The 25,332-nt window shown below is 57.4% G+C and carries 24 protein-coding genes, 1 tRNA gene and 1 riboswitch; of the genes, 14 read left to right on the plus strand and 11 right to left on the minus strand.

Annotated elements, in window-relative coordinates; translation table 11 throughout:
- Nucleotides 1-18 precede the first annotated feature (18 nt).
- The 5 genes from HH216_RS17405 (at nucleotide 19) to HH216_RS17425 (ending at nucleotide 5,980) form a co-directional block, all read left to right on the plus strand.
- On the plus strand, nucleotides 19-1,815 hold the full coding sequence (locus HH216_RS17405) for a bifunctional sugar phosphate isomerase/epimerase/4-hydroxyphenylpyruvate dioxygenase family protein (RefSeq protein WP_169551948.1): 1,797 nt from the start codon (nucleotides 19-21) through the stop codon (nucleotides 1,813-1,815).
- Nucleotides 1,816-1,884: 69 nt separating this feature from the next.
- Complete coding sequence (locus HH216_RS17410; protein ID WP_169551949.1) at nucleotides 1,885-3,183, plus strand: MFS transporter; 1,299 nt, start codon at nucleotides 1,885-1,887, stop codon at nucleotides 3,181-3,183.
- 5 nt (nucleotides 3,184-3,188) lie between these two features.
- Nucleotides 3,189-4,298 carry a 5-methyltetrahydropteroyltriglutamate--homocysteine S-methyltransferase gene (locus tag HH216_RS17415; RefSeq protein WP_169551950.1) on the plus strand — a complete coding sequence of 370 codons (1,110 nt, stop codon included), beginning with the start codon at nucleotides 3,189-3,191 and terminating at the stop codon, nucleotides 4,296-4,298.
- Nucleotides 4,299-4,321: 23 nt separating this feature from the next.
- Nucleotides 4,322-5,089 (plus strand): 3-hydroxyacyl-CoA dehydrogenase, encoded by a 768-nt coding sequence (locus HH216_RS17420; protein WP_169551951.1) that lies wholly within the window; start codon nucleotides 4,322-4,324, stop codon nucleotides 5,087-5,089.
- An 18-nt stretch (nucleotides 5,090-5,107) separates the two neighbouring features.
- Nucleotides 5,108-5,980: an amidohydrolase family protein gene (locus HH216_RS17425; RefSeq protein WP_169551952.1), complete on the plus strand. Its 873-nt coding sequence runs from the start codon at nucleotides 5,108-5,110 to the stop codon at nucleotides 5,978-5,980.
- A 304-nt stretch (nucleotides 5,981-6,284) separates the two neighbouring features.
- On the opposite strand, the gene HH216_RS17430 is transcribed toward HH216_RS17425, so the two are convergent.
- Nucleotides 6,285-6,518 carry a hypothetical protein gene (locus tag HH216_RS17430; RefSeq protein WP_169551953.1) on the minus strand — a complete coding sequence of 78 codons (234 nt, stop codon included), beginning with the start codon at nucleotides 6,516-6,518 and terminating at the stop codon, nucleotides 6,285-6,287.
- 217 nt (nucleotides 6,519-6,735) lie between these two features.
- Between HH216_RS17430 and HH216_RS17435 the strand changes: the two genes are divergently transcribed.
- From HH216_RS17435 to HH216_RS17445, 3 genes are all read left to right on the plus strand, one after another.
- Entirely contained in the window at nucleotides 6,736-7,671 is a 936-nt protein-coding gene (locus HH216_RS17435) for a S1/P1 nuclease (RefSeq protein ID WP_254448492.1), read from the plus strand.
- Nucleotides 7,672-7,788: 117 nt separating this feature from the next.
- Nucleotides 7,789-9,687, plus strand: coding sequence for an AAA domain-containing protein (locus tag HH216_RS17440; protein ID WP_169551955.1), 1,899 nt, complete (start codon nucleotides 7,789-7,791; stop codon nucleotides 9,685-9,687).
- A gap of 13 nt (nucleotides 9,688-9,700) precedes the next feature.
- Nucleotides 9,701-10,294, plus strand: coding sequence for a thiamine phosphate synthase (locus HH216_RS17445; protein WP_169551956.1), 594 nt, complete (start codon nucleotides 9,701-9,703; stop codon nucleotides 10,292-10,294).
- Here the strand turns inward: HH216_RS17445 and moeB are convergent.
- The 7 genes from moeB to thiS all read right to left on the minus strand — a co-directional run bounded on the left by moeB (nucleotide 10,278) and on the right by thiS (nucleotide 16,920).
- Nucleotides 10,278-11,354: a molybdopterin-synthase adenylyltransferase MoeB gene (gene moeB / locus HH216_RS17450; protein WP_169551957.1), complete on the minus strand. Its 1,077-nt coding sequence runs from the start codon at nucleotides 11,352-11,354 to the stop codon at nucleotides 10,278-10,280. The two genes, HH216_RS17445 and moeB, sit on opposite strands and share 17 nt — an antisense overlap.
- Complete coding sequence (gene thiH, locus HH216_RS17455) at nucleotides 11,345-12,496, minus strand: 2-iminoacetate synthase ThiH (protein WP_169551958.1); 1,152 nt, start codon at nucleotides 12,494-12,496, stop codon at nucleotides 11,345-11,347. Before thiH ends, moeB begins: the two co-directional genes overlap by 10 nt.
- A 128-nt stretch (nucleotides 12,497-12,624) precedes the next feature.
- Entirely contained in the window at nucleotides 12,625-13,401 is a 777-nt protein-coding gene (locus HH216_RS17460; RefSeq protein ID WP_169551959.1) for a thiazole synthase, read from the minus strand.
- Nucleotides 13,402-13,443: 42 nt separating this feature from the next.
- Nucleotides 13,444-14,064 (minus strand): thiamine phosphate synthase, encoded by a 621-nt coding sequence (locus tag HH216_RS17465; protein WP_169551960.1) that lies wholly within the window; start codon nucleotides 14,062-14,064, stop codon nucleotides 13,444-13,446.
- A complete protein-coding gene (locus HH216_RS17470; RefSeq protein WP_169551961.1) occupies nucleotides 14,061-14,846 on the minus strand; it encodes a hydroxymethylpyrimidine/phosphomethylpyrimidine kinase in 786 nt (261 codons plus the stop codon). The genes HH216_RS17465 and HH216_RS17470 overlap by 4 nt, the downstream gene beginning before the upstream one ends.
- Nucleotides 14,846-16,714 (minus strand): phosphomethylpyrimidine synthase ThiC, encoded by a 1,869-nt coding sequence (gene thiC, locus HH216_RS17475; RefSeq protein WP_169551962.1) that lies wholly within the window; start codon nucleotides 16,712-16,714, stop codon nucleotides 14,846-14,848. The genes HH216_RS17470 and thiC overlap by 1 nt, the downstream gene beginning before the upstream one ends.
- A gap of 2 nt (nucleotides 16,715-16,716) precedes the next feature.
- On the minus strand, nucleotides 16,717-16,920 hold the full coding sequence (gene thiS, locus HH216_RS17480) for a sulfur carrier protein ThiS (protein WP_169551963.1): 204 nt from the start codon (nucleotides 16,918-16,920) through the stop codon (nucleotides 16,717-16,719).
- An 87-nt stretch (nucleotides 16,921-17,007) separates the two neighbouring features.
- Nucleotides 17,008-17,104: riboswitch (TPP riboswitch) on the minus strand.
- Nucleotides 17,105-17,291: 187 nt separating this feature from the next.
- On the opposite strand from thiS, the gene HH216_RS17485 reads away from it, so the two are divergent.
- Nucleotides 17,292-18,035 (plus strand): beta propeller repeat protein, encoded by a 744-nt coding sequence (locus HH216_RS17485; protein ID WP_169551964.1) that lies wholly within the window; start codon nucleotides 17,292-17,294, stop codon nucleotides 18,033-18,035.
- A 14-nt stretch (nucleotides 18,036-18,049) separates the two neighbouring features.
- On the opposite strand, the gene HH216_RS17490 is transcribed toward HH216_RS17485, so the two are convergent.
- The 3 genes from HH216_RS17490 to HH216_RS17500 all read right to left on the minus strand — a co-directional run bounded on the left by HH216_RS17490 (nucleotide 18,050) and on the right by HH216_RS17500 (nucleotide 19,448).
- Nucleotides 18,050-18,562: a hypothetical protein gene (locus tag HH216_RS17490; RefSeq protein WP_169551965.1), complete on the minus strand. Its 513-nt coding sequence runs from the start codon at nucleotides 18,560-18,562 to the stop codon at nucleotides 18,050-18,052.
- Nucleotides 18,563-18,626: 64 nt separating this feature from the next.
- Nucleotides 18,627-19,235, minus strand: coding sequence for a hypothetical protein (locus tag HH216_RS17495; RefSeq protein ID WP_169551966.1), 609 nt, complete (start codon nucleotides 19,233-19,235; stop codon nucleotides 18,627-18,629).
- A 139-nt stretch (nucleotides 19,236-19,374) separates the two neighbouring features.
- Nucleotides 19,375-19,448, minus strand: a tRNA-Met gene (locus HH216_RS17500).
- Nucleotides 19,449-19,566: 118 nt separating this feature from the next.
- Here HH216_RS17500 and HH216_RS17505 point away from each other — a divergent pair.
- The 5 genes from HH216_RS17505 (at nucleotide 19,567) to HH216_RS17525 (ending at nucleotide 25,296) form a co-directional block, all read left to right on the plus strand.
- Nucleotides 19,567-19,962 carry an START-like domain-containing protein gene (locus HH216_RS17505; RefSeq protein ID WP_169551967.1) on the plus strand — a complete coding sequence of 132 codons (396 nt, stop codon included), beginning with the start codon at nucleotides 19,567-19,569 and terminating at the stop codon, nucleotides 19,960-19,962.
- Between the two features lie 98 nt (nucleotides 19,963-20,060).
- Entirely contained in the window at nucleotides 20,061-21,578 is a 1,518-nt protein-coding gene (locus HH216_RS17510; protein ID WP_169551968.1) for an LptF/LptG family permease, read from the plus strand.
- Nucleotides 21,579-21,784: 206 nt separating this feature from the next.
- Entirely contained in the window at nucleotides 21,785-22,060 is a 276-nt protein-coding gene (gene rpsO / locus HH216_RS17515) for a 30S ribosomal protein S15 (protein ID WP_169551969.1), read from the plus strand.
- A 157-nt stretch (nucleotides 22,061-22,217) separates the two neighbouring features.
- The gene (pnp, locus tag HH216_RS17520) at nucleotides 22,218-24,353 is read left to right on the plus strand and encodes a polyribonucleotide nucleotidyltransferase (RefSeq protein ID WP_169551970.1); all 2,136 of its coding nucleotides are present in this window, start codon (nucleotides 22,218-22,220) and stop codon (nucleotides 24,351-24,353) included.
- 79 nt (nucleotides 24,354-24,432) lie between these two features.
- The gene (locus tag HH216_RS17525) at nucleotides 24,433-25,296 is read left to right on the plus strand and encodes a sigma-70 family RNA polymerase sigma factor (protein WP_009282104.1); all 864 of its coding nucleotides are present in this window, start codon (nucleotides 24,433-24,435) and stop codon (nucleotides 25,294-25,296) included.
- Nucleotides 25,297-25,332: the final 36 nt, after the last annotated feature.

Genomic DNA, 25,332 nt, shown 5'->3' on the forward strand with positions numbered 1-25,332 from the left:
CCCAAAACCCGTTTCGCCATGCTTCATTCCATCGCTACCGTTTCGCTGTCGGGTACGCTGCTTGAAAAAACGCGGGCTATCGCCAACGCGGGGTACGACGGTATCGAACTGTTTGAAAATGACCTGACTATCTCGACCGTTTCACCCACCGACTACCGGAATTTGCTGGCCGAACTGGGGCTGGAACTGGTGGGCCTGCAACCCTTCCGCGACTACGAAGCGATGCCTGAGCCGTTCAAAACCCGTAGCCTCGACCGGGCCAAACGGAAGTTTGAACTCATGCATCAGTTGGATACGGAAACGCTCTTTATCTGCTCCAACACTTCGCCCCATACCATCGACAGCCTCGAAAAAGCCGCCGAAGATTTGTACGATATGGCCGAACTGGCCCGGCAGCACGGCTTTCGCATTGGCTATGAAGCTCTCTCGTGGGGGCGCCACGTCAACACCTACCATCAGTCGGTGGAGATTGTCCGGCGGGCCAACCACCCCAACCTCGGCAACATTCTGGACAACTTCCACATCAGCGCGCTTAACAGCACGTTCGAAGATATTTACACCATTCCGGCCCACAAGCTGACCATTGTGCAGATGGCCGACGCACCCCGGTTCGATATGGGGGCCATGCACCTGGGTCGGCACTACCGCTGCTTTCCCGGGCAGGGGTCGTTTCCGGTCGTCGAGTTTCTGAAGGCGGTGCAGTCAACGGGGTACGACGGGTACCTGTCGCACGAGATTTTCAGCGATGAATTCCGGTCGTCGGCCATCGAGCCGGTGGCGGTGGATGGCAAACGGTCGCTGATCTGGCTCGAACAAACGCTGAACCAGACCCCCAAGCCCGATCTGCAACGCCTTGAATTCGTGGAGTTTACTACTACGCCCGATGCGCAGCCGGACCTCATCGACCTGCTGGCTAATCTGGGCTTTGCCGAAACGTTTCGGCACCGCACCAAAGCGGTGAGCCTGTGGCAGTGCGGGCAGGTTACGGTGGTGCTGAACCGACAGGCCGACGATTACGCCCCGAACACGGTCTGCGCCATTGGGTTCCGCACGCCCGACAAGCAGGCGGTGGCCCAACGGGCAAAGCAGCTCCGCTACGACTGGCAGGAGCGGAGCCGCAGCCCCAACGAACTCGACATGCCCGCCAGCCGGGGCATCGGTGGTATGCTGTATTATTTCATCGATGAGTCGGCGGGGAATGCTATTTACGACCTTGAATTTGACCCGACCGGCCACACCCCAACGGGGCCGGACGCGCTCCGCTTCGACCACATCGGGCATACCGTTGGCCACGACGCCTATTTGTCGAATACGCTGTATTACCGCACACTGCTGGGGCTGTCGGTTGATGAGTCGCTCGAACTGCTCGACCCGCGCGGGATTGTGTATAGCCGGGTGGCCGCTAACGGTAGCGGGTCGATTCGGATTCCGCTCAGTTCAAGCCGAAGCCAGGGCACCTCGTCCGACCAGTTTGTGGCGCGGAGTGGGAGCGGTATTCAGCAGATTGCCTGGCATACCGACGATATTTTTGGCCTGGTCGCATCGGTTCGTAACAAAGACCTGATTCTGCCCATCCCGGCTAACTATTACGACGATTTGCAAGCAAAAACCGACCTGCCCGACGCGCAGATTGCGGCCATGCAGGCGCACAATATCCTGTATGACCGCAACGAATCGGGCGTGTTTTTTCACGTCTATTTCAAGGAGATAAATGGCCTGTTCATCGAGATTGTCCACCGGCAGGGTTCGTACAGCCGCTTCGGTGAAATCAACGCCCAGGTTCGGCTGGCCGCGCAGGCCCGCACCCGAACATAGAGTCGTCCCGAATCCTGTCGAGTTGAGGAAACCCCACGAAACCAACGCTTTCTAAACCTACCTGATCCCATGAATCCCGCCATACCCGCTTCCATCGAGCAAACCGCCATCCGGCCGCTCCAGTACGCGACCATTTTTATCTGCTTCCTGATGAATGTGCTCGACGGCATGGACGTGCTGGTGATTTCGTACTGTGCACCCGCCATTGCCAAATCCTGGAACGTCGGGCCGGAAGCCCTCGGCGTCGTGTTCAGTTCGGGGCTGGTGGGCATGACGCTCGGTGCGCTGCTGCTCGCGCCCGCTGCCGACCACGTGGGCCGAAAAACCATGATTCTGGTCAGTACGGTGCTCATGGGCGGCAGCATCTTCCTGACTTCGTTTGTCACTTCAGTAGCCATGCTGCTTGTTATGCGGCTTATCAGCGGGTTCGGTATCGGCTGTATGCTGGCAAGCACGGCGGCCCTGACCGCCGAATACACCCCCGACCGTAGCCGCGATTTCTGGGTGAGTCTGGCGATTGCGGGCTATCCGATGGGGGCTATTCTGTCGGGGATGGTCGCGGCTTCGGTGGTGCCGCACGACGGCTGGCCGCGTATGTTTCAGCTGGCCGGTCTGGCGTCGTTCGTTACCCTGCCGGTGGCGTGGTATTACCTGTCGGAGTCGCTGGCGTTTTACCTCAGAAAACAACCCGCCGGTGCGCTCGACAAGGCTAATACGATTCTGGAAAAACTCGGCCGGGAACGGCTCGCGGCCCTGCCTGCCAACACGCCACAAGCACATAACCTGCCGTTTCAGGACGTTCTGGGTAGCGAATACCGCCTTCCGACCTTCCAGCTCTGGACCGCCCTCTTCCTGTCGTTCGCGTCGCTCTATTTCCTGACCGCCTGGATTCCCAAACTGGCTTCCAACGCCGGGCTGTCACTCTCGCTGGCTATCTACGCGGGTACGGTCTTCAACGGCGGGGCTTTCGTGGGCGTGCTGACGCAGGGCTATTGCTCGTCGCGGTTCGGACTGAAAAAAACCATCGGTACGTTCCTTATCATCACGGCGGTGCTGATGGCGTCGTTCCGGTTTTTCATCGGTAGCAACCTGCTGCTGCCGCTGTTCGGACTACTCGGTTTCGGCATTCAGGGCGGGTTTGTGGGTCTGTACGCCATTTCGGCCCGGCTTTACCCAACCGAGTTTAAAGCCGCCGGGGTTGGCTGGGCCATTGGCGTCGGGCGGCTGGGTGGCATCATCGGTCCCGCGCTGGGCGGAGTGCTCATCGGTATGGGCCTGTCGCTGGCGGATAATTTTCTGGCCTTCGCTGTCCCAACCTTGCTGGCTGGCATCGCTACACTGTACATTGCAACTAAGAAAATCTCCTAAATCAAATGACCAAATACCCATTCCGCGCCGACCAGGTCGGCAGTTTGTTGCGTACCGATGCCGTTCGGGAAAACCGGATTCGCTGGAAAAAAGGCGAGCTACCCGCCGACGAACTGCGGGCTATCGAAGATGCCGCCATTGCCGATACGGTCCGTCGCGTTGAAGCGATTGGTATGAAAGCCGTGACCGATGGCGAATTCCGGCGCGACTATTTCCACCTCGATTTCCTGAAACAGCTCGACGGCGTAACCGTGACAGGCGGCATCGAAGCCAACCCCCACGCCAAAGCCGCTGAAGATGGGTTTACGCCCCCAAAACTGAGCGTGACGGGCAAGCTGAAACACGCCCGCGACATTCAGATGGATGATTTCAATTACCTGAAATCGGTGGTGACGCAAACGCCCAAAGTAAGCATTCCGTCGCCGACGATGGTGCACTTTCGGGGTGGCCGTAAATCCATCGATATCGACGCGTACCCCGAGATGGACGAGTTTTTTCATGACCTGGCGGCTGCGTACCGGCAGGAAATCGACCACCTGTACAAGGCCGGTCTGCGCTACCTGCAACTCGACGATACGAACCTGGCCTACCTCTGCGACCCCAAAATGCGGGAAGCGGCCAAAGAGCGCGGTGAAGATCCCAACGAACTGCCGCGTACCTATGCCGCGCTGATTAACTCGGTCATCGACGGTCGCCCCGACGACCTGACGGTGGGCATTCACCTGTGCCGGGGTAACTATCGCAGCACCTATTTTGCCGAGGGTGGCTACGAGCCCGTGGCTGAAGTGTTGTTCAATAGCATCAACGTCGACGGGTATTTTCTGGAATATGATGACGAACGCTCCGGCGATTTTGCGCCCCTGCGTTTCGTGCCGGATGGCAAACGGGTGGTGCTGGGGCTGGTTTCGTCGAAGGTGCCCCAGCTCGAAACCGAAGCCGAACTAACGACCCGCATCAGTGAAGCCGCGAAGTACATGCCGCTGGAAAACATGGCTCTGAGTCCGCAGTGTGGCTTTTCGAGCACGCACCACGGCAACGCTATGACCCCCGATGACCAATGGCGCAAGCTCGAACTGGTCGTCAACACCGCCCGCACTGTGTGGGGGGAGGAGTAGAGCCCAACCATCAACGCCACACAATGACTATTCAGAAGCAAACCTTTATCGTGACCGGCGGGGCGTCGGGCCTGGGGCTGGCCACCGCCCGGATGATTACGCAGGCGGGTGGCTTTGCCCTATTGGCCGACGTAAACGTTGCCGCCGGGCAACAGGCTGAAACCGAACTGGGCAACAACGCCCGGTTCGTGCAGACCGACGTAACGAGCGAAGACAGCGTGCAGAACGCCATCGACACGGCCCTGCGCGAATTCGGTGGGCTGCACGGCGCCATCAGTTGTGCAGGTATTGGTCCGGCGGAGCGGGTTATTGGCAAAAATGGCACGCACTCCCTGGCGAGTTTTACCCGAACCGTCACGGTCAACCTTATCGGTACGTTCAACGTCATCCGGCTGGTGGCGGCTGTGCTGCAAACCAACGAACCCAGTCCGGGTGGAGAGCGGGGTGTGCTCGTATCGACGGCGTCGGTAGCCGCGTTCGACGGGCAGATCGGGCAGGCGGGCTATTCGGCCTCCAAAGGGGGCATCGTTGGTATGACGTTGCCCATCGCCCGCGAACTGGCCCGCTTTGGCATCCGAGTGATGACCATTGCGCCGGGCCTGTTTGAAACGCCCCTGCTGGCCAGCCTACCCGAAGAGGCTAGGTTGTCACTGGGTCAGCAGGTGCCGTTCCCGTCGCGGCTCGGTCAGCCCGACGAGTACGCGTCGCTGGTTAAACACATTCTCGACAATACGATGCTCAACGGCGAGGTTATCCGGCTGGATGGCGCGATTCGCATGGCGGCAAAATAAACTGACTATCAAGACTGTATGAATACAAATGACCTGATTGCCATCGACGTACACACGCATGCCGAAGTGTCGTGCCGCCAACCCCACGACGATTACCGGCCGGAGTTCGACGAAGCGTTTGCCCGCTATTTCAAGTCCGACCACCGCCCCACGATTCAGGAAACGGTGGCGTATTATCGGGAGTTGAAAATGGCTTTTATCATGTTCACCATCGACTCGGAGCACGAAACGGGCCGTCGCCGGATTCCAAACGAAGAAATCGCCGAAGCCGCCATCGAAAACCCCGACGTGATGATCGCCTTCGCCAGCATCGACCCGCACAAGGGCCGGATGGGTGCCCGTGAAGCGCGTCGGCTCATCGAAGAGTTCGGCGTGAAAGGCTTCAAATTCCACCCCACGGTGCAGGGTTTTTACCCGAACGACCGCATGGCGTATCACCTCTATGAAGTCATTGCCGAGTACAAACTGCCGATGCTGTTTCACTCCGGCCATTCGGGTTTCGGGTCTGGGGTGCGGGGTGGGGGCGGGCTGCGGCTCGAATATTCCAACCCCATTCACCTCGACGACGTCGCCATCGACTTCCCCGATGCGCCCATCATCATCGCGCACCCCTCGTGGCCGTGGCAGGATGAGGCCCTGTCGGTAGCGATGCACAAGCCCAACGTGTACATCGATTTGTCGGGCTGGTCGCCGAAGTATTTTCCGCCCCAGCTGGTGCAATACGCCAACACGCAGCTCAAACACCGGATACTGTTCGGTACCGATTTTCCGCTTATCACGCCCGAACGCTGGCTGAAAGATTTCGAGAATGCCGGGTTCAAGGAGGAAGTCAAACCGCTAATCCTGAAAGAAAACGCCATTCGAATGCTGGGTCTGGGTACGGTCTCGTAAGAACAGGCACGACAGTGTGGTCATATCAATCGCATTACCAGATGGATATGAAATAGCTGCGTTGCTAACCCGTCCTAAAACAGGTCGACAGATATATTGATTGTTTGTCTTGGAGCAATACCTCTTGGGCGGGTAGGAATTGGCACAGTACTGGCTATCGAATTTATACAGCCAAACCAAAACTGTAGATCGATCCTGAATACTATACGTTTCGTTTCAGAGTGGCCAATAAAAATAAAAAAGCGGGCTACGAATCAGTTTCGTAGCCCGCTTTTGCGACGGACATTAGGTATGGATGTTGGTACTAGCTAATTGTGGTAAGGCCGTGCTTCAGTAGTTGCTTACGCACCTTATCGGCGGCTGACAGGTCGGTGAGCGTGATACCTGCCTTCTGCCGCAGGGTGGGCGAGGCCGACAGGATTTCGGTAGCCATCTGAATCAGCAGAGCAGCAGTTGCCTGTCCGTCGGCCCGGCGTCGGGTGGTCCGGTTTGTTGCTTTTCGTGTAGTAAATTCGGGGCTGACAGACGTTGTGTTCATGGTTCGTTGTAGTTGAATACCGTTGTATAGAAATAACAAAATAAAAGCCGTTTTCAGCACGGAAAAGCCGTTTTTCTTTGCGAAAGCTGTGCCTTTATTGATTGACTTAACGGTGTTAAGTGGTCGGCTGATTCACCCCGTAATGCGGTAGATTGACCCGAGCGGGAACCCACAGGCTGCGTCGTGTGTCGTACCGATGAGCATCACTCATCAACGTATGTTTTCTCGTCAACTTTTCGTGGGCCTGGCTCTCCTGCTGACCCTGTTTGCGACAAACCGGCTGGCTTACGGCTGGAATAAACCGACGCACATGGCCATTGGGGCCATCGCTTACCACGACCTGCAAACCGCGTCGCCCCAGACCGCCGGGCGTGTCGCGGGTTTGCTGAAACAGCACCCCTACTACCAGCGGCAATGGCTACCACTTATGGACAGCCTGCAACTGCCTGCCGCCCAGCGCGACGAATATCTGTTTATGCTGGCCGCTCGCTGGCCCGACGACATTCGGGGGCGAGACCCCTACCACGACCGGCCAACCTGGCACTTTATCAACTACGTTTACGCCCCCAAACAGGGTGTGGCCCGCACTGATACCACACTGGCGACGGGGGAAACGATTTTGCAAGCCTATGAACAAAACCGGCAGCTACTGACCAGTCCGTCACCCGACAGTTCAAAGGCCGTGTCCCTATGCTGGCTGTTTCACCTCGCGGGCGACGTCCATATGCCCCTGCACACGACGGCCCTCGTTGACCCGCAGTTTCCGCAGGGCGACAAAGGCGGCAACCTGTTTCGCATCAAGGTGATGATGAGCAGCCCCACCAGTAACTTGCACTCGTTCTGGGATGGGATGCTGCTCCACACCGACACATATGCATCGGTCGACAGTATGGCCGTGGGGGAACAACACGAATTCGCGCGCAATCAATTGCCGCAACTGGGTAATTCGGGCATTATGGCCTGGTCGAAGGAAAGTTTCCAACTGGCACAGGACAACGCCTACCGCAGTAATACGCTGCAACCGGGTACCAGTCAGGAGGGCTCGTTGCTGCCCCCGGATTACGTCGCTACCGTGCGCCCCATTGCCCAGCGGCAGGTCGCCCTCGCCGGATACCGTCTCGCCGACGAACTGGTCGCTGATTTGGGTAGTTGACACGTGCTTTTGGCTAAAACATCGGACCGCCGAAGCGGCATCTTGCTGTTTGTTAACTATTTATGCAAACAGCAAGATGCCGCTTCGGCGGTCCGATGTTTGAAACATTACTTCTTCATGGATTACTTTAAAAACCTGCTCCAGCTTCTCCGCACCGAGCGCGACGAAGACCGGGCGCAGTACCGGCGACTGACTGAATCGACCACGGTTGCCGAACGGCGGGCCAATGGCCTGACCTGGTACCCCATCGCTATTCGCGGCTCGGAACTGGGGCGGGGCGACTACCTGACCGTCGAGGTCGAGCGGCCGACGCATCAGGACACAGCCCATCAGTTTCGGGTCGGGATGCCCGCCGTTCTGTTCAGCAACCACGCCCCCCAGACCGACCGTGTGGAGGGTACCATTGCGTATCAGGGCGGCAACCGGCTCCGCATTACCCTGCTCACCGACGAGCTACCCGACTGGTCGCGGGACGGCAAGCTGGGTGTTGAGCTGCTGTTCGACGATCAGAGCTACGAGCAGATGGAGGGCGCCCTCAAACAGGCCGACCTGCTGGCCGACAAACACGAAAGCCGGATTATTGATATTCTCGCTGGTGAAAAAGCCCCGATGTTTCACCCGCAACCCAACGTACCGCACCTGCCCAAGCTCAACAGTAGTCAGCAGCGGGCGGTAGGTACGATGCTGGCTGCGAACGAGTTAGTGATTGTGCATGGCCCGCCTGGAACGGGCAAAACCACGACGATTGTCCAGGCAGTTAAAGCGTTACGTCAACAGGATCACCGGCAGTTGCTGGTTGTTGCACCGAGCAATACGGCCGTCGATTTGTTGAGTGAGAAGCTGCATGCGGAAGGTATTCGCGTGGTGCGGGTGGGCAACCCGGCTCGCGTCTCCGAACGACTCGCGGCCCTGACACTCGATCAGCAAATGGCCGACCACCGGCTGATGCGCGACATCAAAAAGAGCCGCAAGCAGGCCAACGAGTTCAAATCGATGGCCCACAAATACAAGCGGCAGTTTGGGCCGTCGGAGCGGGCGCAGCGCAAAGCCCTGTTCGACGAAGCGCACCGGATCATGAAAGATGTGGCCCAGTCGGAGCAGTACATCATCGACGAAGTGCTGGGGCAGGCGCAGGTCATCACGGCCACGCTCGTCGGGTCGAACAACTACCTGATTCGCGACCGGCGTTACCATACCGTCGTGATCGACGAAGCGGGGCAGGCCCTCGAACCCGCCTGCTGGATTCCAATTCTGAAAGCCGAAAAAGTCGTGCTGGCGGGCGACCACTGTCAACTGCCACCAACGATTAAATCGGCCGAAGCCGCCCGGAAGGGACTGAGCGAAACGCTGCTGGAAAAGAATGTAAGTCGCCACCCCGAAGCCGTCAGCCTGCTGGAGGAGCAGTACCGAATGCACGAACGCATCATGGGCTATTCGTCGCAGGTGTTTTACGGGGGGCAGCTACGGGCGCACGAGTCGGTGGCCAGCCATACGCTGCGCCCCGACGATGAGCCGATGTTATTTATCGACACGGCGGGCTGCGGCTTTGAGGATCAACTGGAGGGTACCAGTTCGACCAACCCCGACGAAGCTGCCTTCCTGATTCGCCACCTCAGTCAGACCGTCGCTGACCTGGGTAACGTGTACCCCGTTGCCGATTTTCCGAGTATTGCGGTGATTTCGCCCTACAAACAGCAGCTGGCTCAGCTGAATCAGCACCTGCTGGCTACGCCGGAATTACAACCGTACCTGAGCAGTATCTCGGTCAATACCATCGACAGTTTTCAGGGGCAGGAGCGCGACATCGTCTATATTTCCCTGACGCGCAGCAACGCAGCGGGCGAAATCGGGTTTCTGTCCGACATTCGGCGGATGAACGTGGCGATGACACGGGCGCGAAAGAAGCTGGTCATGGTCGGCGACAGTGCCACGCTGTCGACTCACAGTTTTTACGCTGATCTGGTGGCTTACGCGCAGGAGCACGACGCCTACCGAAGTGCGTGGGAATGGCTATAACGTGTTTTGATGCATGAGTTTTCAACTAATCGGCATCACGCCGGATACGCTCTCGGATGGTCAATGGGCCATCGTCCCCGACCTGTTCGCGGCTGGACTGTCGTACCTGTACGTTCGCCAACCGGACAGCGACGCCCTGCGACAACGACTGGACAGTAACGAATTACAACCGCATCAGTCCCGGTTGCTTGTGCCGTTCGACATACCCAGCGGCTCGTTTCGCCGACACTGGAAAGAAGCTGCTCGGCTGTCGGCTTTACCTGATGAACGCGCGTTCTCGACCAGCATCCATTCCCTCAGCGACTGGCCTGCGCTGGCCGGGCGGGTCGAGCAGGTGTTTTACAGCCCCATTTTCGCCAGCATCAGCAAGCCGGGCTACGGACCTGCGCAATCGCTGGACGAGATTGCCCGGCAAATTGACATCATGCGGCAACACCACCCAAACCTGCCCCGCCTGATTGGCTTGGGTGGTGTGCAAATCGACATGATTCAACTCGTAAACGAAGCCGGTTTCGACGGAGCCGCCGTGCTCGGTACGCTCTGGCAAAGCCCTGACCCTGTCGTTGTTGTGCAGGAGTTGCTCCGTGGTGTCAGGTCGCGACCCTGACACCACGAGGGTCTACACTATTAATGCCGCCGGTCAGATTCCAGACTTGCGTATAACCCCGTTCTTGCAGAAAGGCTACTGCCTGACTGCTCCGCCCGCCCGACTGACAATGGATGACGACTGGCCGATCTGTCGGAACTTGTTCGGGATGCGCCAGCAACTCCGCCAGCGGTATCAACTGCCCACCCAGCGTTTGCCGGGCCGCTTCGTCTGGTTGTCGTACGTCGATCAGCAACACTGTGTCATCGCGTTTTTTCCAGTCCAGATAGTCGGCGTAGGCGATGGCCGGAACGGGATCGCAGACGGCTAGACCAGCCGGCAAATCCGTAATCTGTTTGTTGGCCGGGTCGGTGGCAAAACGGACGGTCTGAAACTGCATCGTCAGGGCGTCGAACAGCAAGAGTCGACCGATGAGCGGATTACCCACACCCGTCAGTAGTTTGATGACTTCGTTCGCCATCAGGCAACCTACGATGCCCGGCAGCACGCCCAGTACTCCGGCTTCCGCGCAGCTCGGCAGGTCGCTGGGGTCGGGGTAGAGACAGCGGTAGGTCGGTCCGTCGCCGACGTTGAACACGCTCACCTGCCCCTCGAAACGATAGATCGACCCGAACACGAGTGGCTTGTTCAGCAGTACACAGGCATCGTTGACCAGATAGCGCGTCGCGAAATTGTCCGACCCATCGACGATCAGATCGTAGTCGGCCAGCAGGGATAGTGCGTTGTCGCGGGTCAGAAACGTGAGGTGCGGCTTTACGGCAATCAGCGGGTTCTGGGCCTGCAACCGGGCCGCAGCAACCATCGCCTTCGACTGACCCACGTCGGCGGGGCCAAACAGAATCTGCCGATGCAGGTTGCTCTCAGCGACCGTATCGCCGTCGACTACGCCCAGTGTGCCGACACCCGCAGCCGCGAGATATTGCAGCGCAGGGCAACCCAATCCGCCCGCTCCGACGACCAGTACGCGGGCGTCGCGCAGCTTTTCCTGCCCGGCCGTGCCGATCTCGGGCAGCAGCAGGTGGCGGCTGTAGCGGCTTTGTTCAGCTTCTGTCAGTGGCATACGGTCATCAGCGTTGGGTCCCAGTCTTTCCAGACCGGCTCGTAACCGGCCCGGCGAATCATGTCGGCAACCTCAGCGGGGCTGCGTTCGTCCGAAATTTCGAACTGCTCCAGCGACTGCGGCTCCACGACATAGCCGCCGGGGTTGGTCTTCGATCCCGCGCTCAGGCTGGTAATGCCCAGCTGAATCACGTGATCACGGAAGCGGGGACTCTCGCGGGTCGATAGCGATAGTTCGACGTCGGGTTTAAACAGCCGGTACGCGCAGATCAGTTGCACGAGGTCGCGGTCGGTCATGCAGGCTCCAAAATCGCGCGACTGCACCCCCGACGCACCCAGCACATCGATGGGGCGCAGTCGTGGGAACGACAGGCTGTAGCGCGTTTTCCAGTAGGTCCGTTCGAGGTAATCGAGGTGCAGGGCGGTGAAAAAACTGTCTGTCCGCCAGTCCGATAAGCCCAGCAACGCGCCTAACCCGATCTTGTAAATGCCCGCCTGCCCCAGCCGGTCGGGCGTTTCGATGCGGTAGCGATAGCTGGCTTTTTTGCCTTTCGGGTGGTGCAACTGGTAACTGTCGCGGTTGTAGGTTTCCTGATAGACCAGTACCGTATGTAACCCTTCGGCGATTAGTTCGGCGTAGGCTGGCTGGTCGAGCGGCTGTACTTCCATTGAGATATGGGCAAAGCGGTCACGCAGCAGCCGGATGGCGTTTTTGATGTAGGGTACTCCCACGGTCTGGTTTGCTTCCCCGGTAACGAGCAGTACATGGTCGTAGCCCATTGCCTTAAGCGCGTCGGCTTCGCGAAGGATCTCGGCGTCGGTCAGCGTGCGTCGCCGGATTTTGTTGTCCAGACTAAAAGCGCAGTAGGTGCAGATGTTCTGGCACTCGTTCGACAGATACAGTGGCGCGTACAACTGCATGGTCTTGCCAAACCGCTGCTGCGTCAGCTGCTGACTCTGCCGGGCCATCGCTTCCAGATACGGCCGGGCGGCCGGCGAAATCAGGGCGGCAAAATCGGTCAGCGTCCGGGTTGGGCGGGTCAGTGCCCGCTCGACGTCGGTTGCCGTGGCTGTGTCGATCAGTCGGCTGACATCGGCCCAATCATATTGATTTAGTAAATCGGTGAACATATCGATGCTCATTCAGGGGAAGTGATCCGATCCCAGGTCTGTGTCTTCACAGACTCACGCGCGTCAGCCAATCCTGCCGGATGCGAAGTCTGTGAAGACACAGACCTGGGTGGGGTAATTAGTCCAATACGTGCACCCAATCAATCGTCCAGGAAAGCGGTGAGGGGGCTGCTGGCAACGGCGGTCGATGCCGTAACGCCCAGCTTAGCTTCGTAGGCCAGCCGTCCTGCTTCGACCGCCAGCTTAAAGGCCGTTGCCATCTGCACCGGGTTGTCGGCGACCGCAATGGCGGTATTAACCAGCACGGCATCGGCCCCTAGTTCCAGCGCGGCAGCCGCGTGGGACGGTGCACCGATTCCCGCATCGACAACGACCGGTACCTTGCTTTGCCCGATGATAATTTCCAGAAAATCAATCGTCCGCAACCCCTTATTCGACCCGATGGGCGACCCCAGCGGCATCACCGCTGCCACGCCAACTTCTTCCAGTCGCTTGCACAGAACAGGGTCAGCGTGAATGTAGGGCAGCACCACGAAGCCCAGCCGGACCAGTTCGTCGGCGGCTTTGAGCGTTTCGATAGGGTCGGGGAGGAGGTAGCGCGGATCAGGGTGGATTTCCAGCTTGAGCCAGTTCGTTTTGAGGGCTTCGCGGGCCAGTTGGGCGGCAAACACCGCTTCGCGCGCCGTCCGAACGCCCGACGTATTGGGCAACAAATGGATATGCGGGGCAGTCAGGTGGCGCAGCGTATCGTCGGCCGTGTCATTGGCGTTGATGCGTTTGAGGGCCACCGTCACCAGTTCCGAACCCGACGCCAGCAGGGCCGCTTCCATCTGTCCGGTCGAACTGAACTTGCCGGTGCCGGTAAACAGCCGCGACGAAAACGTCCGGTCGGCAATGCGTAGTGGTTCTGTAGTCATGGTTGTCAGGATTAAGGTTGCACATTGTTTTGTCTGAGACAACTAGTTGTTGATCAGCGCGTGCCGAAACGCCGGTACCTGTGTGGCCGGGTCGCGGGTAATGGCCGACGAAACAGCAATGCCATGCAAACCCGTCTGTATCAGGGCCGGAACGTCGGCTACGTCAAGTCCGCCGATGGCGATGATGGGTAACGTAATCCCTTCCTGCTGACAGGTGGTCAGGATAGTCTCGTATCCCGCCAGACCCAGAATCGGACTAAGCTTTTCTTTCGTCGCCGTAAACCGGTACGGGCCCAGCCCAACGTAGTCAGCGCCGGCCAGGTGGTGTGTATGAATATCCGCCAGCGTGTTGGCCGTGCCGCCGATAATCAGTTCAGGACCGAGCAGTCGCCGGGCGTCGGCGACGGGCATATCGGTTAATCCCACATGTACCCCGTCGGCCCCGACCTCACCCGCCAGCGCGACGTTGTCGTTGATGAGCAGCCGCGCACCAAACGCCCGGCAGATGGCCAGCGTATCGAGCGCCAGTGCTTTCCACTCTGTATAGGGCTTGTTTTTGACGCGTAACTGTACCCAATCGATACCGGCCCGGCACGCGTGTTCGGCGTGTTCGGGTCGGTCGGTGATGTAGTGTAGGGTACTGATCGGTTTATTGGTACTCATGCAATTGTCGAATGAAAGCCAAGCCGCGTGGGCGAACTGGCCAGGTATTGATTCATGTACCGGCGGGCCGTGCGGCAGGCATCCGGCAGCGGCAGCCCCCGGGCTAGTCCGGCCGCTACTGCCGCCGACAGCACACAGCCGCTGCCGTGCTTTTCCCCGTTGGCAATGAAAAAAGCGGGGAACGAGGTTGTTCCGTAGCCATCCACCAGCAGATAATCAGCGACCTGCCCGTCATGCGTCGGCAGGTGCCCCCCTTTCAGGTAAACCGGGCAGTAAGCACTGAGCTGTTCGGCGGCTGCCCACGGCTGGTCGGTGCCAGCCAGTTGAACAGCTTCCGGCGCGTTGGGCGTTAGTAGCGATAGTCTAGCCAGCAACGGCAGGACCGGACTTCGACCGTCGATCTGGTGAAAGCTAAACCCGGCGGACGCCTTTAGAATCGGGTCCCAGATGATCGAAACGCCCGGCGCGATGCCTTGCAGCCAGTCGAGCAGGTTTGCCAGTACGTCCAGCGATTCGATCAGCCCGATCTTGACCACGTCGATTGGGTACCGCTCGAACAACGGTTCGCACTGGGCGATAATCCGGTCCAGCGGTACCCAGTCGACGGCCCGAAAGTCGCTGTCGTGCTGCATGGTCAGGGCCGTGCAGACGCCCAGCCCATACACCCCGCAGGCTTCCAGCGTTTTAACGTCGGCCAGCAGCCCCGCCCCCGCGCTGGGGTCCAGCCCGGCGATGGAGAGAGCGTAGGGCCGCTCGGTTTGAATCGGTGGCATTTCGGGCATCACTGGTAGATTTCGCTGCCCTGCTCGACAAACTCCTTCGCTTTGTCGGCCATGGCTTTTTCCAGTACGTCGGCGTCGGTCAGGCCCTGCTGTTCCGCATAATCGCGCACATCCTGCGTGATTTTCATCGAGCAGAAATTCGGACCGCACATCGAGCAGAAGTGGGCAATCTTGGCCCCTTCGGCGGGCAGTGTTTCGTCGTGAAACTTCCGGGCCGTATCGGGATCGAGGGAGAGGTTGAACTGGTCTTCCCAGCGAAACTCGAAGCGGGCTTTGCTCAGCGCATTGTCGCGGTACTGCGCGCCCGGATGCCCTTTGGCCAGATCGGCCGCGTGGGCGGCAATCTTGTACGTAATTACCCCGTCTTTCACGTCCTGCTTGTTGGGCAGGCCGAGGTGTTCTTTGGGCGTCACGTAGCAGAGCATGGCCGTACCGTACCAGCCGATCATGGCTGCGCCGATGGCCGAGGTGATGTGGTCGTAGCCGGGCGCGATATCGGTCGTCAGGGGGCCGAGCGTGTAGAACGGCGCTTCGTCGCAGTGTTGCAACTGCTTCTCCATGTTTTCTTTGATGAGGTGCATCGGCACGTGGCCCGGCCCCTCGATCATCACCTGCACGTCGTGCTTCCAGGCAATCTTAGTCAGCTCGCCCAGTGTTTCGAGTTCGGCAAACTGGGCCGCGTCGTTGGCGTCGGCGATAGACCCCGGCCGCAGTCCGTCGCCCAGCGAAAAGGCCACGTCGTAGGCTTTCATGATTTCGCAGATTTCCTCAAAATGCGTGTACAGGAAGTTCTCCTGATGGTGCGCCAGACACCATTTCGCCAGAATACTGCCGCCCCGCGAGACGATGCCCGTAACGCGTTTGGCCGTCAGCGGAATGTAGCGCAGCAGCACCCCGGCATGGATCGTGAAGTAATCGACGCCCTGCTCGGCCTGCTCGATGAGCGTGTCGCGGAAAATCTCCCATGTCAGATTCTCAGCCTTGCCATTCACTTTCTCCAGTGCCTGATAAATCGGTACCGTCCCGACCGGCACGGGGCAGTTGCGGATGATCCATTCGCGGGTTTCGTGAATGTTCTTCCCCGTCGACAGATCCATCAGCGTATCGCCACCCCACCGGCAGCTCCACACCGCTTTCTCAACCTCTTCCTCGATGCTCGACGTGACGACCGAGTTACCGATGTTGGTGTTAATCTTGACCAGAAAGTTGCGCCCGATAATCATCGGCTCGGCTTCCGGGTGGTTGATGTTGGCCGGAATCACGGCCCGCCCGCTGGCGACTTCCTGCCGCACAAATTCGGGCGTGATATAGCCCTTCGGCGTGTTGGCCCCGAAGCTGTTGCCGCCGTGCTGTACCGACAGCGGATCGCTGTTCAGCAGATCGATCCGCTGGTTTTCCCGGATGGCGATGTACTCCATTTCGGGCGTAATGACACCCTGCCGGGCGTAGTGCAGCTGCGTCACGTTCTGGCCCACTTTCGCCCGCATCGGGGTACGGATGTGCTCAAACCGCAGGGCATCGAGCGATTGGTCGGCCATGCGCTGCTGGCAGTAGATCGACGAAAAGCCGGGTAGATCGTCGACGTCCTGCCGATTGCGAATCCACGACTCACGCAGGCGGGGCAACCCTTTTTTGAGGTCGATCTGCGCCGACGGATCGGTGTAGGGGCCGCTGGTGTCGTAGACCGTTACGGGCGTGTTGGGCGTCCGTCGGCCGCTGGGGTGACTTACCGTGTCTGACACGCTGATTTCGCGCATCGCTACCTGAATGTCGTGCAGCTGGCCGGGTACGTAAATCTTGCGCGAACCGGTCAGCGGCTGACGGGTAATCGTTTCCGACGTGGGTAGTTTTTCGGGTCTCTGGCTCATGGTTATCCGCCCTGAGTGGCTTGAATAAGGGTGATTGAATCGTTTTCCTGAAGTGGGGTCTGGGGCCAACGGGGGCGGGGCACAACGAGATCGTTGCGGGCGACGGCAATGCCCTTTCGGTCGGACAGGCCGAGCGAATTGAGCAGCTCCTGCAAGGTGCTGGCCGTGGGGCAGTCGACGGGTTGGCGATTAAGATGGACGAGCATGGTCTGGCTACCGGATACGGTTGGGCCAAACAGCAGAGGAGGATGCAGTACGATCAGACGGGTGCTGAAAAAGCACACATCGTCCCGGTCGGACAGGTCACTTTTCCCTTCGCAGGCATTACCCTGTTCAGGTTCAAAGGGTATCATCTCAGCCGCCCGAAGGCAGGCACCCCTAAAGTTTGGCTTGTACTAAGCTGCGGCAAATATAGCCGCCGAGTTTAGAATCGCGCTATTAAAAGTTAATTAGGACCCGGAAGAATAGCATAAAATTATCTCTATGTTAAATAGAGCTATAGCAGGTTATTAATTGATTTTTAATCTATAGTTTTGGTAAAAGGCATTCCTTCAGCCCGATACAAGACTCAACACAAATGAAAACACTTACTTACTGCCTGCTGGTACTGGCTGCGCTTTCCTGTGGCCGCTCCGACTCGTCCGTGGTGTCGCCTGCGAATGATACTGTCGCGGACGAGTACCCGAACTGGTACGTACTAAAGGCGCCTGTCGACCGCGACATAGAAGGTGTCTGGGGCGACATCGACAGGACGCTGCTTATCTCCACTATGTCCACCATCTACCGCTCAACGGATCGGGGCAAACACTGGGAATCAGTGAAGCAGCAGTCAACCGGTATGTTCAGCGTCGTACAGTACAACGATACACTGTACACGATGAGTGGTCTTCGCAACGGCAAGGCCTTGAACAATCCAGACAACTACAGTGTCGATGATGGGAAGACATGGCAGCCGTATCAGCGCTACAATCCCGGCCTTGAATACGACCCCAAACCGGGCGTTATCAATCGTTACCTGGAGATAAACCCGGTCGTCGCATCGACCGGTACGGCCTACAAAATCAATCAGGTGTTTCTGGGTGGTCCAACGGCGACAACCGGTACGTTTGAAACGCCGGGCGTTACTACCAATACGGCTCAGCGCATTGACCTACCGAACCTGCATCAACTGAACAGCTTGTATCTCGACAAGCAGCAACGTTTATACATTGCCGGTACCGATGCCGTTTGCAGTCGGGCCGGAACCAACGAACCGTTCCGATTCTGCAACAGTAAGCAGGGGCGGGGTGTCGTTTACGTCTCCAAACGCCCGTTACCTTAAGTAGCAGCCCGGTGTCAGGGCATTACCTGATAGGTCAGCGTTGCACCCACGATAGACTTGGCCAGGTGGTGGGCAAAGGCATCAAGTCGGGCAAATCCGGCTCTGTTCGGACCATCCGGCTTCCCTTTGTATGTTAGCCGTTCGTTCACCACCGGCGGATTCGCCGTCTTGTCGTTGCCTTCCGTGAGCAGCTGCACCGTCCCTTTTTCCAGCACAGCTACAATCCGGGCGGTCCAGTCGCCCGAGTCGATGCCCCGGCTGTCGGTAACGATCTTTGCTTTCTCCGTACGGAAGTTTCCTGAGTAGCCGTCGGCCTGCAACAGCGTCACGACCCGCTCGAAGAGGAGCGAATCCGACAAACTGGTTTTGATATCGATGCGGGTGGCCCCGTCGGGTACCGGCTGAGCCTTAGCTACCTGCGCCAGACCAGTGGACCCGCCCAGCAGCCAGAAACCGATCAGCATGGTAACGACGGACGCCGTTGAGCGATAAAAACTAGGGTTGAGTGAACGGGCACGTAGGCTCATTGTTTGCTTTCGCTATGATGTAGATTGACTATGGTGGTGAATATGGATTAGTTGGCTGAGTACATTATTTGCGGAAGGTGGTCACGGGCTCGGCGTAGATTCGCAGACCGGGAATCTCCCGCACACCATCGGCGATAGCCGCCCTGATGGCTGCTTCGTCAATTTTCCAGTACCCGTTCGGCAATTGGTTGGGGTCGATAACGTCGAACCGCCAGTCCAGTCTGACGTTCTTGGGCAAACGTACAGCTTCGATTTGCGGGTTCAGCCAGGTTGTGGCCGGTTCGGTTCCATCGGCGGGTTCAGCCAGGGCGGGTTCAGCCTGTTGGTGTTCCTGTATTCGCAACAATTCCCGGTTGTAGTGATCTACCGCATTTTTGAGGGGTTCCATTGCCTGCACGATCGGGTCGGTCAGTTCCTTCTCGATGGTCATCCAGTCGTGCTTCTGCTGATCGAGTTGCCGCGTGATTTTCAACCGTTCCGCCGTGACCAGTTTGATTAGCTCGTTGCCCTGCGCCACGTGCTTCACGAGCGTCTCGTGCTGTTCGGGCGTCCCACAGAACGCGGGCTGTCGGCGCAGAAACGCGATATAATCATTGAGTTGGGATTCCAGCAACTGACGACCGGGCGAATCAGTCAGCGACAGGGCCATATTCTTGGTAGGGGTATTCGCCATGCTATCTAAAGCGAATAAACCTTAAAATGTTGGCCGTGCGCGGCAGATTCCGGGTATTCGAAAGGCAAACGCGTCCGCAATGGGTACGGGCTGGGGCATAAAAAAAGCTCAAACGAAGTCGTTTGAGCTTTGGCCCTAGTAGCGGGGAGCAGGATCGAACTGCCGACCTTAGGGTTATGAATCCTACGCTCTAACCGTCTGAGCTACCCCGCCGTTTGAGTTCACAAAAGTAGGCAAAATCTGGCCGGATGCAAATAGCTGCGTTGACTTTCGCAAAAAAAATCGTTTACCTTTGCTCAGTACCCCTCCTTCACCCTTAACGGTCAGCGGCATGGAAAAACACAAGTTCGTTACCGAGTATGAACTCCGGGCCTCGCCCAAAATGCTATTTCCGTACATCAGTACGGCCTCCGGTCTGTCGCAGTGGTTTGCCAGTAAGGTCAACACCATGCCCGAACAGCGGTTCGACTTTCAGTGGGACAACGAAAGCCATATTGCCCGGCAGGTGTCGATGCGGCAGAACAAAGGCGTCCGCTTTGAATTTCTCGATACAGCCGCCGACGAAGGCGACGACAACAATTACGTCGACTTCCGCGTCGATCAATCCGAACTGACGCAGTCGACCTACCTTCGGATCACCGATTACTCCGGCACCACCGACGACGACGAGCTTGTCGACCTGTGGGATGGGCTGATCGACAAGCTCAAAGAGATCGTCGGTAGTTAAAAAATGTGAAGAACGGACCTAAACCCCCGCTCGATGCGTTCATAAACTAGCATCGCTTCACCACTCGCAAGCGATACACTGAACGCTGCTGTCTGTTCATGAAAAAGATTGACAAACTAGTACTCGGCTCGTTTTGGGGGCCGTTTTTTTTGACCCTTGGCGTCGTCATCTTCATCTTTCTGATGCGGCTACTGATGTCGTATATCGACGAGTTCGTTTCCAAAGATCTCGATCTGGCTACCTTCGGCCGACTACTGTTTTTCTTCTCATTACTGACCATCCCGACCGCGTTGCCGCTGGCCGTACTGTTATCATCGCTGATGACGTTCGGTAACCTGGGTGAATTCTTTGAACTAACTGCCCTGAAGAGTGCAGGCATCTCGCTGACGCGGGCTATGCGTCCGCTGTTGGTCGTCGCTATTTTCATCAGTGCGTTTTCGTTCTGGTTCAACAACAAGGTGTCGCCCTGGGCCAATCTGAAAGGATACAGTCTGCTCTACGACATCAAAACCGCGAAGGCCACGCTGAATCTGAAGGAAGGTATTTTCTACAACGACCTGCCTGGCTACAGCATCAAAGTCGATCAGAAGGTAAAAACCGGAAAAGAGAGCAAAAACGGTGATCTGTTAAAAGGGCTCGTTATCTACAAACACACGACGAACGGTACCGATCTGGGTAATCGCGAAGTCATCCTGGCCGATTCCGGGCGGATGTACACCAGTGCCGACCGGGCCTACCTGGTGTTCGAGCTTTTCAACGGCAACGATTATCAGGAGTATTCCGACAATAGTGCCGTGTCCTTCGCCACTACCGGGCCATCGGGGCAAAAGGGGGGGCAATTCATGCGCAACAGTTTCCGAGATTACCGGCTCGTTATCAGCCTGGAGTCGTTCGGCCTGAAGCGCACCAACGAAAATCAGTTCGAGTACCACGAGTTCATGAAAGACCTGGGGCAGCTCAACCACCTGACTGATTCGTTGCGCAAAGACTTCCGGACAACGGGGCTGGGTGTTGCCAGTCAGTCGCGGCAGTACTACAACTACCAGTTCAAGCCCGCACCGACGCCGTCGGTGAACATGGCAGTGGGGCCGAAGCCCTTTGTGGTTAAAGACGGCCCCTGGGTCGATAAGCTGTTGAAAAAAGCGGGACCGCCCCGGCCCGATATGGCGCAGCTGGCCCTGAGTCAGGCGCAGCACATGCTGTCGTATGCGAATTCGAATGTGACGTATCTGACCGAAAAGGAAAAAAATATCTGGCGCTATCAGCTGGAGAGTCAGCATAAGTTCACGCAGTCGGTATCGGTCTTTGTCATGTTCCTGATTGGGGCATCGATGGGGGCGATTATTAAAAAAGGCGGTTTTGGCGTGCCGGTCCTGATCGCGATTATCTTCTTTATTTTTCTGTACGTGCTGACCATCGTCGGCGATAAGTACGCGAAGGATGGGCTGATCTGGGTACCGGCCGGAGCCTGGATGGCGAATCTAGTTCTGTTCCCGATCGGTTTGTTTCTGATGCAGCGCGCCCGCCATGATTCGCGGCTGTTCGACAAAGACGTTTACATAATTGCCTGGACCCGCTTTCGCAACCGCTGGTTTCCCGCAAAAACAGTGGTTTAGACAGGATTACAGCCGGGCCGACGTTCGGATTGACAGGATTTAGCCGTATGCGACGGATGTTTTGTTTACCAATCTGTGAAAATCAGCCCTGTCTGCGTCGTTCGCGTGCCGTTGTTAAAATCCCGTTCATCCTGTAATCCTGTCAATAAAAGTCGTACCTTTGCGGCCGAAAACACATTTTTCATTAATTAATTAGCTGTCTGAAGATGTATCTAACGACCGAAAAAAAGCAGGAGATTTTCTCCACCTCGGGGTTTGCAAAAAATGCAACTGACACCGGGTCGGCCGAATCCCAGATCGCGCTGTTTACTTACCGGATCAGTCACTTGACTGCCCACCTGAAAGTTCACAAGCACGATTACGGCACACAACTGGGTCTGTTGCAACTGGTTGGTAAGCGTCGGCGTCTGCTGAACTACCTGGTGAAAAAAGACATCGCACGCTACCGGGCTATCCTGGCTGCGCTGGGTCTGCGGAAATAAGTATCCGTACAGGAAAGGGAGGGAATCTGCGGCCATCAGTAGATTCCCTCCTTTTATGGTTTATGATGGCGAGAAGTAAAGAGGTATGACCGCCCGGTGTCGTTCGAACGGAGCTGGCGCGGTCGAAAAGCTGTAAGAGGGAGAAATAACTAACTGTATGTTCGAAATAAACACGCAATCCGTTGCGCTGCCCGACGGGCGGGAGATCACCATTGAAACCGGCAAACTGGCTCGTCAGGCCGATGGTGCGGTAGTCGTTCGCCTGGGCGACTGTATGTTGCTGGCGACCGTAGTGTCCAGCAAAGAAGCTAAAGAAGGCGTCGACTTTCTGCCGCTCTCCGTTGATTATCAGGAAAAATTCGCGTCAGCCGGTCGGATTCCGGGTAGCTTTCAGCGCCGGGAAGGTCGTCTGGGCGACCACGAAATCCTGATTAGCCGTCTGGTCGACCGGGCTCTTCGTCCGATCTTCCCGGATAACTATCACGCCGATACGCAGGTGATGATCACGCTGATCTCGTCGGACCCTGAAGTACAACCCGACGCCCTGGCTGCGCTGGCTGCATCGTCGGCGCTGGCGGTATCGGATATTCCGTTCAACGGACCGATCTCGGAAGTGCGCGTCGCGAAAATCGATGGCGAGTACCGGATCAACCCCAAGACGACCGACATTGAGCGCGCTACCATCGACCTGATTGTGGCGGCTACCGAAAAAGATATCTGCATGGTGGAAGGCGAGATGAGCGAATGCTCGGAAGCCGAAGTTGTAGAGGCTATCAAAGCCGCTCACGAAGCCATCAAAGTACAGTGTCAGGCGCAGAAAGAACTCGAAGCGAAAGTCGGTAAGACGGAGAAGCGCGAGTACAACCACGAAACGCACGACGAAGAGCTGCGTGCTGCCGTGCGTGCTGCCTGTTACGATAAAATCTACGCTGTTGCTGCGCAGCAGAACCCAAACAAAAAGGGGCGCTCGCAGAGCTTCCGCGCCGTGCGGGATGAGTACATCGCGTCGTTCCCCGAAGGATCGGACGTGAATGTAGGGCTGGTGAAAACGTACTTCCACGATCTTGAGTGGGAAGCAGCCCGGCGGCTGGTGCTCGATCAGCGTACCCGGCTCGACGGTCGTCAGCTCGATCAGATCCGGCCAATTTCGGCGGAAGCTGGCTACCTGCCCGGCCCCCACGGTTCGGCTTTGTTTACGCGGGGCGAAACCCAGTCGCTGACGACCTGTACGCTCGGTACCAAGCTGGACGAGCAGATCATCGATCAGACGATGTACCAGGGCTACAGCAAGTTTTTGCTGCATTACAACTTCCCCGGCTTCTCGACGGGTGAGGTGAAGCCAAACCGGGGTGCCGGTCGGCGCGAGATTGGTCACGGTAACCTGGCCCACCGTTCGCTAAAGAAAGTACTGCCTACGGGCGACGAAAACCCGTACACGATCCGGATCGTATCGGACATTCTGGAGTCGAACGGTTCGTCGTCGATGGCGACGGTTTGTGCCGGTACGATGGCGCTGATGGACGCCGGTATCAAAATTAAAGCACCCGTAGCTGGTATCGCGATGGGGCTGATTCAGGACACCGAGCCCGGTTCGGACAAATACGCCGTTCTGTCGGACATCCTGGGTGACGAAGATCACCTGGGCGATATGGACTTCAAAGTGACGGGTACCGAGAAAGGTATCGTTGCCTGCCAGATGGACCTGAAAGTAGACGGTTTGTCGTATGAAGTGCTGGCACAGGCACTGGAGCAGGCCCGTCGGGGCCGGCTGCATATCCTGGGTGAGATGAAGAAAGGTATCGACGCTGTTCGGGCCGATCTTAAGCCGCACGCTCCCCGTGCTATCGTCATCAAGATCGATACCAACCAGATCGGTGCTGTTATCGGACCCGGTGGTAAGGTGGTGCAGGACATTCAGAAAGATTCGGGTGCCGTTGTCAACATCGATGAGCACGACAATGCCGGTTGGGTTAGCATCTTCGCGACCAATCAGCAAAGCATGGATCGGGCTGTATCACGCGTGAAAGGCATCGTTGCGATACCGGAAGTGGGCGAAACCTACGTCGGTAAAGTAAAGACCATTCAGCCGTTCGGCGCGTTTGTCGAGTTTATGCCGGGTAAAGATGGGCTGCTGCACATCTCGGAGATCAAGTGGGAGCGACTGGAAAACATGGAAGGCGTGTTGCAGGTCGGTGAGGAAGTGACGGTGAAGCTGATCGATGTCGACAAGAAGACGGGAAAATACCGGTTGTCGCGTAAGGTGCTGCTTCCCAAGCCGGAGAACAAAAATTAAATCGGCTGTGTTACTTTTTTGTGTACCAGCGCGTCCTATATACGCGTTTTGTAGCTACCCCCACCTGGGTCAATAAACAATGAGACAGCTAAAAATTTCAAAACAGATTACCAACCGGGAGAGCCAGTCGCTCGACAAGTATCTCCAGGAAATTGGTAAGGTAGATCTGCTTACTCCGGACGAAGAGGTTACACTTGCCCAGAAGATTCGGGAAGGTGATCAGCTCTCGCTGGAACGGTTGACGAAAGCCAACTTACGCTTCGTTGTATCGGTTGCCAAACAGTACCAGAACCAGGGTCTGTCGCTGGGTGATCTTATTAACGAAGGAAACCTCGGTCTGATCAAAGCCGCGCAACGGTTCGATGAAACCCGTGGGTTTAAGTTTATTTCATACGCCGTCTGGTGGATTCGTCAGTCGATTCTTCAGGCGTTGGCCGAACAGTCACGGATTGTGCGGCTGCCGCTCAACCGGGTTGGTTCGCTGAACAAAATCTCCAAGACATTCTCGGACCTCGAGCAAAAGTTCGAGCGGGAACCGTCGCCGGAAGAGCTTGCCGCCGTACTGGAAATTTCGGCCGCTGAAGTTGTCGATACACTGAAGATTTCGGGCCGTCACGTATCGATGGATGCGCCGTTTGTGCAGGGTGAAGAGAACAGCCTGCTCGACGTGCTAGAGAACGATGGTGAAGACAAGCCGGATTCGGGCCTGATCAACGATTCGCTCCGTAAAGAGGTACAGCGCGCCCTGTCGACGCTGACGCAGCGCGAAGCCGACGTGATTACGCTTTACTTTGGTCTGAACGGCGAACATGCCATGACGCTGGAAGAAATCGGTGAGAAATTCAATCTGACCCGCGAGCGGGTTCGCCAGATTAAGGAAAAAGCCATTCGTCGGCTGCGCCACACCTCACGGTCGAAGGCGCTGAAGACGTATCTCGGCTAAACAATCCTGTTTGCTTTTGGTAAAACGGCTTCTACA

This window comes from Spirosoma rhododendri, assembly GCF_012849055.1.
Taxonomy (GTDB): domain Bacteria; phylum Bacteroidota; class Bacteroidia; order Cytophagales; family Spirosomataceae; genus Spirosoma; species Spirosoma rhododendri.